Origin of the sequence: Sphingomonas sp. (genome assembly GCF_036388435.1) — a bacterium.
Classification (GTDB): domain Bacteria; phylum Pseudomonadota; class Alphaproteobacteria; order Sphingomonadales; family Sphingomonadaceae; genus Sphingomonas.
The window spans coordinates 13,142-30,856 of record NZ_DASVRV010000009.1; the positions used below are offsets into that span (position 1 = coordinate 13,142).

The window sequence follows — 17,715 nt, forward strand, 5'->3', positions numbered from 1 at the left end:
TATGACCCGCCGATCGAGAGCCAAGCCGCCAAGTCCGTTCCGCTGCTTCAACTCGTCGCCGGAGGTGATCCGGCTGGTGGTGCTGATGTACGTGCGGTTCCCGCTGTCGCTGAGGAACGTGGAAGACCTGCTGTTCGAACGCGGGATCGACATCTGCCATGAGACGGTGCGGCTGTGGTGGAACAGGTTCGGGCCGATGTTTGCCGGCGAGATCCGCCGGCAGCGGGTCAACCGGATGCGCGGGTTCCGGCACTGGCGATGGCACCTCGACGAGATGTACGTGAAGCTGAACGGCGAAATGGTGTACCTGTGGCGAGCCGTCGACCAAGAGGGCGAAATCCTCGAAAGCTATGTGACCCGCACCAGGGACAAGGGCGCCGCGCTCGCGTTCATGAAGAAGGCGCTGAAGCGCCACGGCTCGCCCGAGCGGATCACCACCGACGGGCTGCGCAGCTATGGCGCGGCGATGAGCGAGCTCGGGAGCCGCGAGAAGCAGGAGGTCGGTCGCTGGGCCAACAATCGGGTCGAGAACTCCCACCTGCCCTTCCGACGACGAGAGCGGGCGATGACCAGGTTCAGGCAGATGAGCTCACTCCAGAAGTTCGCCTCCGTCCACGCCAACCTCCACAACCACTTCAGCCTCGAACGCCATCTCGTCGACCGACAGACCTACAAGGAACGACGCTCCGCCGCACTGGCGGAGTGGCAGGTTCTCGCGAGCTAAGCCCCGCCCCACCTGCCCGAGGTGCATCGTGGAGAGACGAGTTCGCATTAGACTGACAGCACCGCCAGTGCCGCCCTCTGTGGGCCTTCCAGAATCGCCGGAAAACGGCCGAAGAGCTGGTGCTTAGGTGCGGTGAGCGTCCGTTTCCGTCCGTCGTAATCCGTCCTTGTCCACCGCTTCCGTTGGGACACAATGGGGCTTGAGATTGCGCGGACGCGCTTGGAGTCGGATCTGCGCCGGGCGGTCATCGCGGATCGGGCCGGTCTGGTGGACGAATGCGCGGCCTGCGCTTCTGCCTCAACGCGCGATCACTCGCTCCAATCCCCCGCAGACATCGCCCACCCGCACCGGCTTCTCGTACCGCACGACACCGCGATATTGTTCCGGCAACGCTGCCGCGTCATAGCCCGTGGTGAACACGAGAGGGATGCTCCGCCGCAGAAGCGCGTCGGCGACGGGGTAGCTCGTCTCGCTGCTCAGATCGATGTCGAGCACCGCGCCGTCCACCGTCTCCGCGCCGAGCAGCTTCGGTGCCGCTCCTAGGTCGGGCACCGGGCCCAAAACGGTCGCGCCCGCGTCCTCCAGTTCCTGGCGCAGGTCGTCGGCCAGCATGTATTCGTCCTCGGCGAGCAGGATGCGGCGGTTGTCGAGAATGCGCTCAGCCATGGTCTTCGACACGGGGATGGCAGCGCGGCGACGACGGGGTGCACGTCGGGACCGAGGATTAGGACACGACCCGGTCGCCCACCACCGCCGACCGGATATTCTTCAGGGGGCGATCCATGCGCGTCAGTCCGCTCCCGCGCTCGCCCGAAAGGCGCGGGGCGAGCGCCCGGCGTGGCGGGTGAAGAAGCGCGAGAAATAGGCCGGATCGCGAAAGCCCAGCGCATAGGCGATCTCGGCGGTGCGCAGGTTCGAATAGAGCAGCGCGCGCTTGGCCTCCAGCATGACGCGCGCGTCGATCATGTCGGCGGGGGGCTGCCGCGCCACCGCCGCGCAGGCCGCGCGCAGCCGGGTGACCCCGACCCCCAGCGCGCGCGCATGGACCGCGATCGACTCGCGCCGGCGAAATCCCTGCTCGATCCGCGCGCGGAACCGCGCCACCAGCGCCGCGTCGCGGCTCGGCAGGGCACCGTCCCCGTCCTCGCCCCGTCCGCGCGCGGCGAGGACGAGCAGGCCCAGCAGCGCCGCGTCGACGGCGCCGCGATGCGCCCGCGCGACCCAGGCCAGTTCCTGTCGCAGCCGGGCCAGCCCCGCCTCGGCCTGCGCCGCTTCGTCGGGGGCGAGCGCGACCGTCGTCGCCGCGTCGAACAGCGCTCCCAGATCGGGGTCGATCCGCGCCAGCGAGCCGAGGTGCGAGGTCGCCAGCGTCAGCACCGACCCGCGCGACTCGGCCGTCCAGTCGAACCCGTGGACGATCCCCGCGGGAACCAGCAACAGGCAGGGCGCCGCAAAGGACAGCCGCCGGTCCTCCGCGCGCAGCCACCCGCCGCCCTCGCTCAAATGGAACAGGTGGTTGAGATCGGTGTGGAGGTGCGGGCGGATCGTCCATTCGCCGGGGCGCGACCGATCGTCCAGCGCTTCCAGGTGCACGAACGCGTCGGTCACCGCGCGGTGGGGCTCGCCATAAAGGTAAAAGGCAGGGATCGCGGTCGCCATGATCGGGGTCCGGCAGAAGGAAGCGCGACGGATCGTCCAACTTTTCCACCGCCCTGTCCATTCCCCTTGCGACGGGCACCGACGAGAGGCTCAGGCCGCAGCGTCCGATCGGGCGCACGCGATCGTGAAAGGAGCCCGAAGCTGCGCACGCAAATCGCCATCGTCGGAGCGGGACCCGCCGGCATGTGCCTCGCGCTCCTGCTGCACGCGCACGACGTCGACGTCGTCGTGCTGGAACGTCGCGACCGTGCCTATGTCGAGGGGCGGGTGCGCGCGGGGGTGCTCGAACAGGGCAGCGTCGAACTGCTCGCGCGCCTCGGGGTCGACGCGCGGCTCAAACGCGAGGGGCTGGTCCATGGAGGCATCAAGCTCTCGCAGGGGGGCGAGACCTTTCACGTCGACCTGACCGCGCTGACCGGGCGCAGCGTCACCGTCTATGGTCAGCAGCAGGTCATGGCCGACCTGTTCGACGCCGCCGAGGCGCGCGGCCTCCCCATCGAATGGAACGCCGCCGAGGTCGCGCTCCACGACATCGAGGGCGAGCATCCGTCGGTATCGTGGACCAGGGACGGCACGGCCGCCGCGCTCGACTGCGACTTCATCATCGGTTGCGACGGGTTTCACGGCGTCAGCCGCGCGAGCATCCCCGCCTCGGTGCTGCGCACGTATGAACGGGTCTACCCGTTCGGCTGGCTGGGCATCCTGGCCGATGTGCCGCCGGCGGATCACGAACTCATCTATGCCGGCCATGATCACGGCTTCGCGCTGGCGTCGATGCGGTCGCCGACGCGCAGCCGCTATTACATCCAATGCGCGCTCGACGAGGACATCGCCGCCTGGCCCGACGATCGCTTCTGGGATGAATTGTGTCTGCGCCTCGGCCCCGAGGCGGGCGAACGCGTGGTGCGCGGCCCCGCCTTCGAGAAATCGATCGCCCCGCTGCGCAGCTTCGTCGGCGAGCCGATGCGCCACGGCCGCCTGCTCCTCGCCGGCGATGCCGCGCATATCGTGCCGCCGACCGGCGCCAAGGGCATGAACCTGGCGCTCTCGGACGTCGCGATGCTGGCGGAGGCCTTGCTCCACCGCTACGGGACGGGCAGCATGACGGGTATCGACGGCTATTCGGCGCGCGCGCTGGCCCGGATATGGAAGGCGGAGCGGTTCAGCTGGTGGTTCACCGCGCTGACCCACCGTTTTCCGGAAACGGACGGCTTCTCGCGCCGGATACAGATGGCCGAGCTGGACTATCTGAAGGGCTCGCGCGCCGCCCAGGCGATGCTGGCCGAGAATTATGTCGGCCTACCGATGGAGTGACGATGAAGAGCAAGATCTATCCGACACCGGCCGCCGCGCTCGACGGCGCCCTGTTCGACGGCATGACGATCATGTCGGGCGGCTTCGGCCTGTCGGGCAATCCCGAAAGCCTGATCCCGGAGGTGCGCGCGTCGGGCGTGCGCGACCTGACGGTGATCTCGAACAATGCGGGCGCCGACGGCTTCGGGCTGTGGATGCTGCTGGAAAGCCGCCAGATCGCCAAGATGATCTCCAGCTATGTGGGCGAGAACAAGTTGTTCGAGCAGCAATATCTGGGCGGCGAGCTCCAACTCGAACTCACCCCCCAGGGGACGCTGGCCGAGCGTATCCGCGCGGGGGGCGCGGGCATTCCCGCCTTCTACACCAAGACCGGGGTCGGCACGGTCGTCGCCGAGGGCAAGCCCGTCGAGACCTTCGACGGCGAGGAATATGTGCGCGAGACCTGGCTGCGTGCCGATGTCGCGATCATCAAGGCGTGGCGCGCGGACCCGGCGGGCAATCTGATGTTCCGCAAGACCGCGCGCAACTTCAACCCCAACATGGCGACCGCGGCCAGGCTGACCGTCGTCGAGGTCGAGGAGATCGTCGAGGCGGGGGCTTTCGACCCCGACTGCATCCATGTGCCCGGCATCTATATCGACCGCGTCGTGTTGAGCACGGTCAACGAGAAGCGGATCGAGAAGCTGACCGTCCGCGAAAGGGAGAAGAACTGATGGGCTGGACCCGCGACCAAATGGCGGCGCGCGCCGCGCGCGAGCTGGAGGACGGCTTCTACGTCAATCTGGGCATCGGCATCCCGACGCTCGTCGCCAACCATATCCCCGACGGCGTCGACGTGACGCTCCAGTCGGAGAACGGGATGCTCGGCATGGGGCCCTTTCCCTATGCGGACGAGGCCGATCCCGACCTCATCAATGCGGGCAAGCAGACGATCACCGCGCTGCCTACATCGAGCTTCTTCTCCTCGGCGGACAGTTTCGCGATGATCCGGGGCGGGCATATCGACCTGACCGTGCTCGGCGCGATGGAGGTGTCGGCGGCGGGGGACATCGCCAACTGGACGATTCCGGGCAAGATGGTGAAGGGCATGGGCGGCGCGATGGACCTGGTCGCCGGGGTCAAGCGCGTGGTCGTCGTCATGGACCATGCCAACAAGGCGGGCGAGCCCAAGATCCTGACCGAATGCACCCTGCCGTTGACCGGCAAGGCGGTGGTCGACCTGATCATCACCGACCTGTGCGTGCTCGCCTGCGACAAAAAGGCGGGCGGGCTCACCCTGCTCGAACTTGCGCCCGGCGTGACGGTCGAGGAGGTGGTCGCCAAGACCGCCGCGCCGATCGATACCGGGCGGATGGCGGTCGCGTGACCGGGGTCCGGGGCTATGCGCGCGAGGATGCGGGGGCGCCGCCCGCGCATTTTCCCGATTATCGGTCCACCGTGGCGCGCAGTCCGCGCCAGCCGCTGGTCTGCATCCCCGCCACGCTGACCGAGACGACCGGCCCGGCCGATTGGGACCGGCTGATGGTCGGCCCGTCCGCGATCGACCTGACCGCGCAGCACCGCGCCGCGCCGCAGGGTCAGCGCATCATTGTCACCGGCCGCGTGCTCGACGAACATCGCCGCCCCGTGCCGCGCACCGTGATCGAGATATGGCAGGCCAATGCCGCCGGACGCTATATCCACTCGGCCGATACGTGGAACGCGCCGCTCGACCCCAATTTCACCGGGGCGGGTAATGTCGTCACCGATGACGACGGACGATATCGCTTCGTCACCGTGCGACCGGGCGCCTATCCCTGGGGCAATCACCATAATGCGTGGCGGCCCGCCCATATTCATCTGTCGCTGCTCGGCCCCGCCTTCGCGACGCGGCTGGTGACGCAGATGTATTTTCCCGACGACCCGCTGATCGAGATCGATCCGATCGCCAATGCGGTGCCCATGCCCTATCGCCAGCGCCTGGTCGGCCGTTTCGACATCCGCTCGACCCAGCCCGCCTGGGCGCTGGGCTATCTGTTCGACATTGTGCTCAAGGGCCGGGACCAGACCCCGTTCGAGGCGGGCGACCATGACCGTTGAGGTCGCGCTGGAGCAGCGGGAGTCGGCCCCCCGCCAGGACAATCAGGACCCCGCGCTGTTCGGCCAGACGCCCTCGCAGACGGTCGGCCCCTTCTTCCATTACGGCCTGCCCTGGAAGGGCGGGGCGGACCTGGTCGGCAAGTCCGACATGGGCGCGCGCCCCGACCTGTTCGGCGAGGAGCATTACCTGCTCAACCTGTCTGCGCCCTCGGGGACGCCGACCGGCGAGGTGATCGAGATCGCGGGCCATGTCTATGATGCGGCGGGCGAGCCGATCGTCGATGCCATGATCGAGATCTGGCAGGCCAACGCCGCCGGGCGTTATGCCAGCGCCGACGACATACGCGCCGATGTCGCCATCGATCCGCATTTCGTGGGCTTCGGCCGCGCCTCGGTCGATGCCGATGGCGTGTACCGCTTCCGCACGATCCGGCCGGGCCGGGTGCCGGGGCCGGGCGACACGTTTCAGGCGCCGCACATCGCCGTGTCGGTGATGGGGCGCGGAATACTCAAGCGTTTGGCGACACGATTGTATTTCGGCGATGGGGAGGGGAACGACAGCGATCCCGTGCTCGCGCTGATCCCCCCGGAACGCCGCGATACGCTGATCGCCCATCGCCGTGACGGCCGCTGGTGGTTCGATATCCACCTGCAGGGCGAGAACGAAACGGTCTTCTTCGACCTGTGACCGACCTGCTGCGGACCCGCCCGGTCGCGACGCCCGCCATGCTCGCGCTGTTCGACGATGCCGCGACGATCGCCCATGCGCTGGCCTTCGAGACCGCGCTCGCGCGCGCTGAGGCGGCGGAGGGGCTGATCGACGGAGCGTCGGCCGAGGCGATCGCGCGGGCGTGCGAGACGATCGCCATCGATCCGGCGGCACTGGCCGACGACGCCGCGCTCGCGGGGACGCTCGCCATCCCGCTGGTCGCCCGGCTGCGCGCCGCGGTCGGCGGGGATGCGGCGGCGCTGGTCCATCGCGGCGCGACCAGCCAGGACCTTGCCGACACGATCATGGCGATGCAGCTGCGCCGCGCCGCCGCGTCGCTGGCGGGCGACCTCGCGCGGATCGACGCCGGGTTGACCGCGCTTGCCGAGCGTCATGCGGCGATGCCCGCCATCGGCCGCACCCTGCTCCAGGACGCGCTGCCGATCGGCTTCGGGCTGCGCATCGCCCATTGGCGCGCGGGGATCGTCGAGCCGGCGGCGCGCGTCGAGCGCGAGGTGGGGGCCCATGCCCGGCTCCAGTTCGGGGGCGCGGCGGGAACGCGCGCCGGGCTGGACGGCCGGGGCGCGGCGGTGGCGGCACGGATGGCGGCCCTGCTCGATCTCGCGCCCGCCGAGCCCTGGCATGCGCGGCGCGGCGGGGTGGCGGGCATCGCCGGCGCCGTCGCGATCCTGGTCGGCGCGCTCGCCAAGATGGCGCGCGACGTGTCGCTGTTGGCGCAGAACGCGGTGGGCGAGGCGCGCGAGCCGGTCGTCGCCGGACGCGGGGGCTCGTCGGCGATGGCGCACAAGCGCAACCCGACCGGCTGTCAGGTCGCGCTGTCCGCCGCCGCGCGTGCGCCCGGGCTCGCGGCATCGGTCATCGGTGGAATGGCGCAGGAGGAGGAACGCGGGCTCGGCGGCTGGCAGGCCGAGGGACCCGTGCTCGCCGATCTGTTCCTGCTCGCCGGGGGCAGCGCCGCCGCGATGGCGATCGTGGCCGAGGGGCTTGAGGTGGACGAGGCCGCGATCGCCCGCAATCTCGATGCGGCGGGTGTCGGCGACGATATCGGCGAAAGCGCCGCGCTGACCGCCGCGCTGCTCGCCGTCCATATGGGAAAAGACTGATGCCTTTCGCGTCGAGCGGCGATGTCCGCCTCTACTGGAAGCTGGAGGGGGAAGCCGACCGGCCTGTCCTGGTGCTGCTCAACTCGATCGGCACCGACATGGCGCTGTGGGACCGGGCGGTGCCGCACCTGCTCCCCGCCTTCCGGTTGCTGCGCATCGACACGCGCGGGCACGGGGCGTCGGACGTGCCGGGCGGTGACTATGATCTCCCGACCCTCGCCGCCGATGTCGCGGCGGTGATGGACGCCGCCGGCATTCCTCAGGCGGCGGTCGCGGGCGTGTCGCTGGGCGGGATGATCGCGATGCAGCTTGCGCTCGACCGGCCCGACCGCGTCTCGGCGTTGATCCCGGTCTGCACCTCGGCGGCGCTCGATCCCGCCGCGTGGCGCGATCGCATCGCGGCCGTGCGCGCGGGCGGCACCGCCGCGATCGCCGATCTGGCCATGGGGCGCTTCCTTTCCCCCGACTTCGTCGCCGCCCAGCCCGCGATCGCGGCGAGCATCCGGGCCGGGCTGATCGCGATGAACGCGGACGGTTATGCGGGCGCGGGCGCCGCGATCCGCCACATGGCGATCCTCGACCGCCTTTTGTCGCTGCGGGTGCCGACGCTGGTCGTCGCCGGCGACCGCGATCTCTCCACGCCGTTTCAGGGGCATGGCGATCGGATCGCCGCCGCCGTGCCCGGCGCGCGGACCGTCCACCTCGCCGCCGCGCATCTGGCGCCGGTCGAGGCGCCGGCCGAGCTCGCGGCCGCGATCCGCCGGTTCCTGCTGCCGGACGACGCGCGCGAGGCCGGCGACGCGCTGTTCGAGGCCGGGCTGCGCAACCGCCGCCGCGTCCTGGGCGACGCCTGGGTCGACAAGTCGCTGGCGAACCGCACGCCCTTCAACGCCGATTTCCAGGCGATGATCACCCGCATCGCCTGGCAGGAGATATGGGGCCGCCCGGGCCTGGACGATCGCACCCGGCGGCTGCTGGTGCTGGCCATCACCGCCAGCCTGGGCCGGTGGGAGGAGTTCGCGCTCCACGTCCGCGCCGGGCTGACGCGCCGCGGCTTCACCCAAGGCGAGCTGAAGGAGGTGCTGATGCAGACCGCCATCTATGCGGGCGTCCCCGCCGCCAACACCGCCTTCGCCGAGGCGGGGCGGATCATCGACGAGCTGGAGCGGGACGACTAAAGGCGGGGAGCCATTCGGGCCGGGCGGAACCGTTCAATCCGCGCGGAGCGCCTCCGCCGGCCGGACGCGCAGCGTCGCCAAATTGCCGAGCACGCCCACGATCATCGTCATCGCGCTCGCCGCCGCCAGCGTCGCCGCGACCGCCCCGGCATCGGGCGCGAAGGGCAACTCGAACACGCGGGTGACGACGAACCAGCCCGCGCCGAGACCGACCGCCAGCGCCACCCCGGCGAGCAGCAGCGACAACAGTCCATATTCGACCGCCTGCGCGCCGAGCACCTGCGCGCGGGTGGCGCCGAGCAGCTTCAGGATCACCGCATCGGCCCGTCTGGCCCGCGCGGAGGCGGCGACCGCGCCGACGAGCACCGCGATCCCCGCCGCGATCGTCGCCGCCGCCGCGATGCGGATCGCGAAGGCGATGCGGCCCAGCAGCTCGCCGATCTGCCCGATCACGTCGCCCACCCGCACCAGCGTCACCGACGGCAGCGCGTCGGCGACGACCCGCGCCACCGCGCCGTCGCGCCCCGCGGGCGAATAGACCGAGGCGAGCAGCCCGTGCGGTGCCTCCTCGATCAGGCCGGGGGAGAAGACGATCGCGAAGTTGAGGCCCAACCCGCCCCAGTCGATGGTGCGGAGCGCCGCGATCCGGGCGGGCACCTCGACGCCCAGCACCAGCACGGTGATCTCGTCGCCGATCCTCAGCCCCAGCGCCTGCGCGGCGCGGTCCTCCAGCGACACGAGCGGCGGGCCGCGGTAGTCGGCGGGCCACCAGCGTCCCGCGCTCACCGCGTTGCGCGGCGGGACGGTCGCGGCCCAGGTGATGGTCCGGTCGCCGCGCAGCACCCAGGCACCCTCGGGCAGATCGCCCATCTCGTCGACGCGCCGGCCCTTCAGCGCCACGATCGACCCGCGCAGCGACGGGGTGACCTCGATCCGGCTCGCCCCCGCCGCCCGCGTCACCGCCGCGCGGAACGCGGGCGCGTCGTCGGGCGGCAGGTCGAGCGCGAAGAAGCGCGGCGCCTTGGCGGGCGCGGTCGATCGCATCGCATCGCCCAGCGATGAATTCACCGCCGCCAGCGCGACGAAGATCGAGAAGCCCAGGCCCAGCGCCACGACCAGCCGATCGGTCTGGGCGCCGGGCCGGTGGAGGTTGGCCAGCCCCAGCCGCAACAGCGTGCCGCGCGGGCGCGGCGCCCGCGCGGCCGACCAGCGAACGCCAAGCCCGACCAGCCACAAGGCGAGGATCAGCGCGGCCACGCCGCCGACGAACCACGCCGCCAACCGCCGATCGCTCGCGGTCAGCACCGCCAGCGCGACCAGCGCCGTGGCCAGCATCGCCATCGCGCCGAGCGTCCGGCGCGGAGGCAGCCGCCGTGTCGCGACCGCGTCGCGGAGCAGCATGGCGGCGGGCACCGCGCGCGCGCGGGCCAGCGCGGGCAGAGCGAACAACAAGGTCACGATCACGCCCAGCGCGCCGGCGAGCCCGAGCGGCGCGGGATAGATCCCCGCCCGCGGCGCGATCGGCAGCGCGTCGCCCGCCAGGGCGGTGACGATCGCCGGGGTCACCGCGCCGACCAGCAGCCCCGCCCCGATGCCGACGCCCGCCACCAGCGCCAATTCGAGCAGGAAGGTGGTCGCGATCAGCCCCGACCGTGCGCCGAGCACCTTCAGCGTCGCGATGACGCGCGTCTTGCCCGCCAGATAGGCCGACACGCCGCTGCCCACGCCGACTCCCGCGATGGCCAGCGCCGCCAGCCCGACCAGCAGCAGGAACTGACCAAGCTGGCCGATCCCGCGCCGCAACCCGCCGCCCGCGTCCTCCGACGTGCGCGACGACCAGCCCGCGTCGCGAAACCGCCGCTCGACCGCCTCGCCCAGCCGCTTCGCCTCCCCCGGTTGCGCAAGCGCGACGCGGTAGCGGCTGGCGTAAAGGCTGCCCGGCTGGACCAGCCCCGTGCGGTCGAGCGCGGGCAGGTCGACCAGCACGCGCGGCCCCAGGCTGAATCCCTCGCCCAACGCGTCGGGCTCCGTCGCGATCACCCCGGCGACGCGGAAGCGCGCGGCGCCGATACGCAAGGAGTCGCCGACGCGCAGCCTCAGCCTGTCGGCCAGGGCGCGCGCGACGATCACCCCGTCACCGCGCGGTCGCGGCGAGAGGGCGCCGGGCTCGACCGCGAATTGTCCCACCAGCGGCCAGCGCGCATCCACGCCCTTCAGGTCGATCAGCGCGGGCGGAGCGCTCTCGGGTTCGGCCATGGCGCGCATCGACACCGACTCGGACATCGTGCCGAACCCGGTGAACGCGGCGGCCTCCTCGACGGTGGCGCGGCGCTGCGACACGCGCAGTTCCAGGTCGCCGCCCAGCAAGGTTCGCCCCTGCGTCGCGAGCGCGGCCAGCATGCTCGCCGACACGCTGCCGATCCCGGCCAGCGCGGCGGTGCCCAGGAACAGGCACAATCCCAGCAACACCAGCCCCCGGCCGCTCCGCCGCAGGTCGCGGAGCGCCAGCGTCCAGGCGAGCTTCACGCGGTGCCCGAGCCGGTTGAGCGATCCGACACGATCCGCCCGTCGCCTAGCGTGACGACGCGCGCGCACCGCGCGGCGAGGTTCGGGTCGTGGGTGATGACGAACAGCGTCGACCCGGCGTCGCGACCGCGCGCGAAGATCAGGTTCATCACCTCCGCCCCGGTCGCCGTGTCGAGATTGCCCGTCGGCTCGTCGGCGAACAGCAGAGACGGGCGCGGCGCCAGCGCCCGCGCGACCGCGACGCGCTGTTGCTCGCCGCCCGACAATTGGGCGGGATAATGGGTCAGCCGGTGCCCCAGCCCGACCGCGCGGAGCTCCGCCTCCGCCCGGTCCCAGGCACCCCGCGCGCCGCCGAGTTCCAGCGGCACCGCGACATTCTCCAGCGCGGTCATCGTCGGGAGCAGGTGAAAGGCCTGGAGCACGATGCCGATGCGCCCGCGCCGTGCCACCGCCAGCGCGTCCTCGTCCAGCGCGGCGAAGTCGAGCCCGGTCACCTCGACCGAGCCGCCGGTCGGGCGTTCCAGCCCGGACAGCACCGCCATCAGCGACGATTTGCCCGATCCCGACGGCCCCAGCAACGCCACCGTCTCCCCCGCCGCGACCGCCAGCGTAACCCCGCGCAGCACCTCCACGCTCGCGGGCGGGCGGCCCAGCGTCAGCGTGACGTTGCGCGCGTCGATGACGCTGCTACCTGCGGGCGATGATGAAGTCGGGGAGGTCACTGGCGATGCGATATGGTGCATGGGGCTGGCTTGTCCACTTGGCGGCGTTGTTCCTGCTGCCGGGCGCGGCCCATGCCTCGCCCGAGCGCCCGCTGATCTGGGCGCTGGGGGACAGCCTGTTCGCGGGCTACGGCCTGCCGCCCCGTGACGGCTTCGCGCCCCGGCTCCAGGCCGCGCTCCGCCGCGCGGGGGTGGCGGCGGAGGTGCGCAACGGGGGCGTGTCGGGCGACACGGCGGCGCAGGGCCGCGCGCGGCTGCTCTGGGGGCTGCGCGGACTGAAGGCGCGGCCCGACCTCGTGATGGTGGAACTGGGAGCCAACGACATGCTCCGGGGGCTGCCCCCGGCTCAGCTCGAGAGCAATCTCGACCGCATCATCGTCGAACTCAAGCGGCGGGGGATTCCCGTGCTGCTGGTGGGAATGCGCGCGACGGGCAATCTCGGCCCCGATTATCGCCGCCGCTTCGACGGGATCTATCCGCGCGTCGCCCGCCGCCACGACGTGCCGCTCTACCCCTTTCTGGGCGAGGGAATCGCGGGAAACCGTGCGCTGTTTCAGCGCGACGGGCTGCATCCGAACGCGCGCGGGGTCGCCCTGGTCGTCGCGCGGATGCTGCCGGTCGTGCGCCGCGCGCTGCCGCGATGACCCGTATCAACACGCCCGGCGACCATGTCCTGATCGTGGGCGGCGGGTTTTCAGGGACGTTGCTGGCGATCAACCTGTTGCGCCATGACGGTCCGCGCGCGACGCTGGTCGAGCGGCGCCCGGGCCAGGTCGCGCGCGGGGTGGCCTATAGCGCCGCGCATCCCAGCCACCTGCTCAATGTCCGCGCGGGGAACATGAGCGCGCTGCCCGACGAGCCCGATCATTTCGTCCGCTGGCTGGAGGCGCGCGGCGAGGGCAAAGACGGGGGCAAAGACGGGGGCGGACGCGCCAGCTTCGTGCCGCGCACCACCTATGGCGCCTATCTGCGTGCGCTGCTCGACGCCGCCCGCGCCGGGGCGCCGGATCGGTTGACCCTCGTCGAGGGGGAAGGGGTCGACTTGCGCGAGGAGGCCGGGGGCGTCGTGCTGACGCTCGACACCGGCGAGGCGATCGCGGGCGATGCGGGCGTGCTCGCGGTCGGCAACCTGCCCCCGCACGACCCGCCCGGTCTCGGCGCGCAGACGCTGCCGCCCGCCTGCTACAGCCCCGATCCCTGGGCCGCCGATATCGGCGCGGGGCTAGGCGACGACGACACCGCGGTCCTGATCGGCACCGGGCTGACCGCGGTCGACGCCGCGCTGCTGCTCGACGCGGGCGGGTTCCGGGGGCGCATCCTCGCGCTGTCGCGTCGGGGGCTGGCGCCGCATCGCCACCAGGACGGCCTGCCGCACTGCGCCCCCGTGCTGGAGCGGCCGGCGGGGCCGCTGTCGGGGGTCGTCGCGCATCTGCGCCGGCGCGCGGCGGACGCGGGCTGGCGCACCGCGGTCGACGAATTGCGCCCGATGACGCACATCATGTGGGGTGCCGCGACCGAGGCGGAGCGCGCGCGCTTCCTGCGCCATGCGCGACCCTATTGGGACATCCACCGTCACCGCCTCGCCCCCTCCGTCGCCGATCGCATCGACGCGCTGCTGGGCGACGGGCGGCTGCGCTTCGCCGGGGGCAAGCCGGTCGGGGTGACGGTGCACGACCGGGGCGTGACGCTGCGCTGGCGTCCGCGCGGAACAGCGGACGTGGTGGAGACGCGGGCGGCACGGATCGTCAACTGCACCGGGCCGCAGGGCGACCTGCTCCGCTCGCGCGAGCCGCTGCTGCGCCGGCTGCTCGACACGGGCGCGATCCGTCCCGATCCGCTCAGGCTGGGGCTCGACGTCGACGCCCAGTCGCGGGTGATGGGGCGCGACGGCGCCGCGTCCGACCGTCTCCACGCGATCGGCCCGATGACGCGAGGCGGGGTGTGGGAGATCGTCGCGGTGCCCGATATCAGGTGGCAGGCCTGGAATCTGGCGAGACGGCTTTCCAACGCGCAGTGGGTAGGCGGGGAGGGGCTGTAAGCCCATCCCCGCCCGGTCGGCTTGGGCCCGGCCACGACCGACGGCGCGGCCATGCCGCGACGCCCGCTACGCCACCCGTGCCGCTTTCGGCAGCTCGGCGGGCCAGCGATCGGGTTCGAGCACCGGCAGCCGGTCGAACTCGGCCGCGCTCAGCCGCGTCGTGATCCCCTCGGCCCCCAGCTCAACCGCCTGTGGATCAAGTGGGTGGAGCGCCTCGCCGACCCCGCCGACGCCGCCGCGGCTCGCGACCAGATAGATCAATCTTCCGTCGTCGCGGCTCATCATCGTATCCACGACATTGCCCAATTTATCGCCGTCGCCGTCGCTGATCGTCGCGCCGATTAGCGAACACGCCGAGACCAGGGCCGGCCCCGGCGTCCGCTCCGACCGCTTCATCGCGCGCCGGCTGCCGTCGCCGAAGCGCGCCTGGCGCCCCAGCCAGCGCCAGATGCCGACCAGGTTGACGACCGTGAGGAACGCGTTGGAGATGAGCAGTCCCTGCTGTCCCTGCTGAATGCCCAGGATCGACCAGCAGATCGACCCGACGGTGAACACCACGAACCCCCAGCCGGTCACCCGCGCCCCCAGATTGGCGGCGGTCATCATCGCGGCGATCATGGTCGCGGCGGGGGCGAGATAGCTGGGCAAGTCTTCCATCACGCCCCCAACGTGACCCGTGCCGCGCGCGTTCCCTTGACGACCCTAACCTCCATTTAATCCCTTGATCGTAGCCACGCATCTCCGCCCCCGTTCCGCTCACGAAAGCCGCCCGTCCTTGGACCAGTCCTTCACCGCGTTCCTGCCCTCGTCAGACGGGGAGGTCGTGCTCGATCCGGTTTCGCTCGCGGTCGTGCCGGCGGGCGGAACCGCCGCGGAAGCGATTCTGGACGCGTTGCCCGTGGCGCTGTTCACGACCGATGCCGAGGGCCGGCTCCGATTCTACAACGCCGCCGCCGCCCGGCTCTGGGGGCGGCGGCCACCGCTTGGCGAGTCGCTGGCCGATCAGGATGCGGTGCTCGCCACCGTATTGCGCGATGGTCGGCCCGCCCATGGGATCAAGGCGGTGGCGAGCCATGCCGACGGGTCGTGCACTCCCTTCGCGCCCCATGTCTCACCGCTGTTCGACGAGGCGGGCCACATCACGGGGACCCTGACCGTCCTCCACGACCTCAGCGATCGCGAGCGCCTCGAAGCCTTGCTGCGTGAAAGCGAGCAGCATTACCGCCACACGGTCGACCTGGCCGCGCAGATTCCCTGGACCGCGGACGCCCATGGGCAGATCACCGAATTGTCCGGACGCTGGCTGGAACTGACCGGCCTGACCCCGGACGCGGCACTCGCGGGCGGCTGGCAGGCGGTGGCGCACCCCGACGATCTGCCCGGCCTGCTCGCCAGCGTCCGTCGGGCGTCGGAAGGAAACAACATTTTCGCCGCCCGCTTCCGCATCCGCGCGCGCGACGGCGGTTTCCGCTGGGTCGCATCCAGCGCCCGCGCGCGCTGCGACGAGACGGGAGCGGTGGTCCGCTGGTACGGTACGCTGGAGGACGTCCACGACCGGGTGACGGCCGAACAGGCGCGCGCCGCCGGCGAGGAACGGCTTCGTCTGGCGCTCCGCACCACCGGCCTGGGCGTGTGGGATTACGACGTTCGCTCGGGCCGGCGCGAATGGTCGGACGAACTCAAGGCGATATTGGGCCTTTCGGTCGATACCTCCGCCGGGACCGAGCTCTATTGGTCGCTCGTCCATCCCGACGATCGTGCGCAGGTCATCGCGCGGTACGGCGCGTCGCTGCGGGGCGAACTCGACCACAGGTTCCACGGCGAGTATCGCATCCTGCGCGCGAGCGACGGCGCCGAACGCTGGATCGCGACCGAGGGGCACCTCCACCGCGATGAACATGGCCGTCCCGTCCGCGTGGTCGTCACCGTGCGCGACGTGACCGATGCGCGCCTCGTCCAGGCGCGCGTGCTCTGGGCGGCGCAGCACGACGTGATGACCGGTCTCGGCAACCGCGCGCTGTTCGGCGAGCGGCTCGCCGCCTGCGTCGCGCGCGGCGACCCCTTCGGCGTGCTGCTCTTCGACCTGGATCATCTGAAGCACGTCAACGACACGATCGGCCATGACGGCGGCGACGCGGTGATCAAGGGAGTCGCCGGACGCCTGGTCGCGGCGGCCGCCTCGCCCGACGATGTGGCCCGGTTGGGCGGCGACGAGTTCGGGTTGATCCTGCCCGGCGTCCGCTCCCGCGCGGCGCTGGCGGAGGCGGCGGAGAATCTTCGCGGCCGTCTGGCCGAACCGCTCGTCGTGGAGGGACGCGGGCTCGACACCCATGCCAGCATCGGCGCCGCGCTTTATCCCGATCATGGCGGAGCCGCCGGCGCGTTGCTCAAGAGCGCCGATGTGGCGCTCTATGCCGCCAAGTCCGAGGGCCGCGGCCGGGCTATCCTGTACGATCGCCGGATGCGGGCGGGCGTGGCCCGGCGGGCCGGCATGCTGAAGCGCGCGCGCATGGCGCTGGCCGCGGACCGGATCGTGCCGCATTATCAACCGAAGATCGATCTGGCGACGGGTCTCGTGTCGGGGTTCGAGGCGTTGCTGCGCTGGCATGACGCGTCGGGGCGCCTGCGCGGCCCCGCCGACCTGGAGGCCGCGTTCGACGATTACGAGATCGCCGCCGAACTGTCCGACCGGATGCTCGCGCGCGTCGTCGCCGACATGGCGGGATGGCGGGCGGCGGGCATTCCGTTCGGTCGGATGGCGATCAACATCTCCAACGCCGAATTCGTCCGCGGCGATCTCGTCACCCGCGTGCTCGACCGGCTCGCCGGAGCGGGGCTGTCCACCGACGCGCTCGAGCTGGAGCTGACCGAGACGGTGCTGCTCGGCAAGCGCGCCGATGCGGTGGGGGACACGTTGCGCCAGCTGGCGGGGGCCGGCATCCGCATCGCGCTCGACGATTTCGGCACCGGCTTCGCCTCGCTGGTCCATCTCCGGCGCTTTCCGATCCACGTCATCAAGATCGACCGCAGCTTCACCGACGGGCTGGGCGGCGACGCGGGCGCCGCCGCGATCGTGCGCGCGCTGCTGGGCCTGTCGCGCGACCTGGGGCTGGAGACGGTGGCGGAGGGCGTCGAGACCTCGACCCAGTTCAGATGGCTCCGCGCGGAGGGCTGCACATTGGGCCAGGGTTATCTGTTCGGCCGCGCCCAGCCCGCCGCGCTGGTGCCGCCCATGCTGCGCCAGGCGGGGACCGGTGCCCAGGCGGTCGGCTGCTAGGCGCCACGCCCGACTCCCGACCCGCCCCCGCGTCTAGCGCGGGTCGGGTTGGCAGCCGAGCAGCGGGTCGAAGCGCGCGGTCCGGCTGGTGAGGAGCGGCACCGAGGCGGTCACCGCACGCCGCGCGGGATCGTCCGCCAGGCGGATCGGCTCCATACCCGGCTCGAAATCCGCATGGCAGCTTTCGATCGGACGATGGCCGATATAGCGGCACGCGCAGCCCACCCGCGCCGCATAGCCGACGCCGAGTTCGAGCTGGGGTCGCACACGGTCCGCATAGACCGCCGCCCCGCCGACCGCGGCGAGCAGCGCCACCGCCGATCCGATCCCGAGCGCCCGACTTGCTTTCATCGGGGGGCAGCCTA

At 71.6% G+C, this 17,715-nt stretch carries 17 protein-coding genes; 11 read left to right on the plus strand and 6 right to left on the minus strand.

Going from position 1 to position 17,715, the window contains the following annotated elements:
• Position 1: 1 nt before the first annotated feature.
• Entirely contained in the window at positions 2-724 is a 723-nt protein-coding gene (locus VF592_RS02175) for an IS6 family transposase (protein ID WP_331003959.1), read from the plus strand.
• A gap of 297 nt (positions 725-1,021) precedes the next feature.
• Here the strand turns inward: VF592_RS02175 and VF592_RS02180 are convergent, their stop codons facing one another.
• On the minus strand, positions 1,022-1,390 hold the full coding sequence (locus VF592_RS02180) for a response regulator (protein ID WP_331003960.1): 369 nt from the start codon (positions 1,388-1,390) through the stop codon (positions 1,022-1,024).
• Positions 1,391-1,513: 123 nt separating this feature from the next.
• Positions 1,514-2,383 carry a helix-turn-helix domain-containing protein gene (locus VF592_RS02185; protein ID WP_331003961.1) on the minus strand — a complete coding sequence of 290 codons (870 nt, stop codon included), beginning with the start codon at positions 2,381-2,383 and terminating at the stop codon, positions 1,514-1,516.
• 141 nt (positions 2,384-2,524) lie between these two features.
• Between VF592_RS02185 and pobA the strand changes: the two genes are divergently transcribed.
• The 7 genes from pobA to pcaD are packed head-to-tail and all read left to right on the plus strand — an operon-like array spanning position 2,525 to position 8,787.
• A complete protein-coding gene (gene pobA / locus VF592_RS02190) occupies positions 2,525-3,697 on the plus strand; it encodes a 4-hydroxybenzoate 3-monooxygenase (RefSeq protein ID WP_331004043.1) in 1,173 nt (390 codons plus the stop codon).
• A gap of 2 nt (positions 3,698-3,699) precedes the next feature.
• Positions 3,700-4,410 (plus strand): CoA transferase subunit A, encoded by a 711-nt coding sequence (locus tag VF592_RS02195; RefSeq protein WP_331003962.1) that lies wholly within the window; start codon positions 3,700-3,702, stop codon positions 4,408-4,410.
• Positions 4,410-5,063, plus strand: coding sequence for a 3-oxoacid CoA-transferase subunit B (locus tag VF592_RS02200; RefSeq protein ID WP_331003963.1), 654 nt, complete (start codon positions 4,410-4,412; stop codon positions 5,061-5,063). Before VF592_RS02195 ends, VF592_RS02200 begins: the two co-directional genes overlap by 1 nt.
• A complete protein-coding gene (pcaH, locus tag VF592_RS02205; RefSeq protein ID WP_331003964.1) occupies positions 5,060-5,776 on the plus strand; it encodes a protocatechuate 3,4-dioxygenase subunit beta in 717 nt (238 codons plus the stop codon). Before VF592_RS02200 ends, pcaH begins: the two co-directional genes overlap by 4 nt.
• Positions 5,766-6,464: a protocatechuate 3,4-dioxygenase subunit alpha gene (gene pcaG, locus VF592_RS02210; protein ID WP_331003965.1), complete on the plus strand. Its 699-nt coding sequence runs from the start codon at positions 5,766-5,768 to the stop codon at positions 6,462-6,464. Before pcaH ends, pcaG begins: the two co-directional genes overlap by 11 nt.
• Positions 6,461-7,609, plus strand: coding sequence for a lyase family protein (locus VF592_RS02215; RefSeq protein ID WP_331003966.1), 1,149 nt, complete (start codon positions 6,461-6,463; stop codon positions 7,607-7,609). Before pcaG ends, VF592_RS02215 begins: the two co-directional genes overlap by 4 nt.
• Positions 7,609-8,787 (plus strand): 3-oxoadipate enol-lactonase, encoded by a 1,179-nt coding sequence (pcaD, locus tag VF592_RS02220; RefSeq protein WP_331003967.1) that lies wholly within the window; start codon positions 7,609-7,611, stop codon positions 8,785-8,787. The genes VF592_RS02215 and pcaD overlap by 1 nt, the downstream gene beginning before the upstream one ends.
• 33 nt (positions 8,788-8,820) lie before the next feature.
• Here the strand turns inward: pcaD and VF592_RS02225 are convergent, their stop codons facing one another.
• Both VF592_RS02225 and VF592_RS02230 read right to left on the minus strand, forming a co-directional pair.
• On the minus strand, positions 8,821-11,313 hold the full coding sequence (locus VF592_RS02225) for an ABC transporter permease (protein WP_331003968.1): 2,493 nt from the start codon (positions 11,311-11,313) through the stop codon (positions 8,821-8,823).
• Positions 11,310-12,056, minus strand: coding sequence for an ABC transporter ATP-binding protein (locus VF592_RS02230; RefSeq protein ID WP_331003969.1), 747 nt, complete (start codon positions 12,054-12,056; stop codon positions 11,310-11,312). The genes VF592_RS02225 and VF592_RS02230 overlap by 4 nt, the downstream gene beginning before the upstream one ends.
• Here VF592_RS02230 and VF592_RS02235 point away from each other — a divergent pair.
• On the plus strand, positions 12,041-12,679 hold the full coding sequence (locus VF592_RS02235) for an arylesterase (RefSeq protein WP_331003970.1): 639 nt from the start codon (positions 12,041-12,043) through the stop codon (positions 12,677-12,679). The two genes, VF592_RS02230 and VF592_RS02235, sit on opposite strands and share 16 nt — an antisense overlap.
• Positions 12,676-14,073, plus strand: coding sequence for an FAD/NAD(P)-binding protein (locus VF592_RS02240; RefSeq protein WP_331003971.1), 1,398 nt, complete (start codon positions 12,676-12,678; stop codon positions 14,071-14,073). The genes VF592_RS02235 and VF592_RS02240 overlap by 4 nt, the downstream gene beginning before the upstream one ends.
• A 66-nt stretch (positions 14,074-14,139) precedes the next feature.
• Here the strand turns inward: VF592_RS02240 and VF592_RS02245 are convergent, their stop codons facing one another.
• Positions 14,140-14,730 (minus strand): PRC-barrel domain-containing protein, encoded by a 591-nt coding sequence (locus VF592_RS02245; protein ID WP_331003972.1) that lies wholly within the window; start codon positions 14,728-14,730, stop codon positions 14,140-14,142.
• 118 nt (positions 14,731-14,848) lie between these two features.
• Here VF592_RS02245 and VF592_RS02250 point away from each other — a divergent pair, with 118 nt between their 5' ends.
• Positions 14,849-17,350 carry a sensor domain-containing protein gene (locus VF592_RS02250; RefSeq protein ID WP_331003973.1) on the plus strand — a complete coding sequence of 834 codons (2,502 nt, stop codon included), beginning with the start codon at positions 14,849-14,851 and terminating at the stop codon, positions 17,348-17,350.
• Positions 17,351-17,383: 33 nt separating this feature from the next.
• Here the strand turns inward: VF592_RS02250 and VF592_RS02255 are convergent, their stop codons facing one another.
• On the minus strand, positions 17,384-17,701 hold the full coding sequence (locus tag VF592_RS02255; RefSeq protein ID WP_331003974.1) for a hypothetical protein: 318 nt from the start codon (positions 17,699-17,701) through the stop codon (positions 17,384-17,386).
• Between the last annotated feature and the right edge of the window lie 14 nt (positions 17,702-17,715).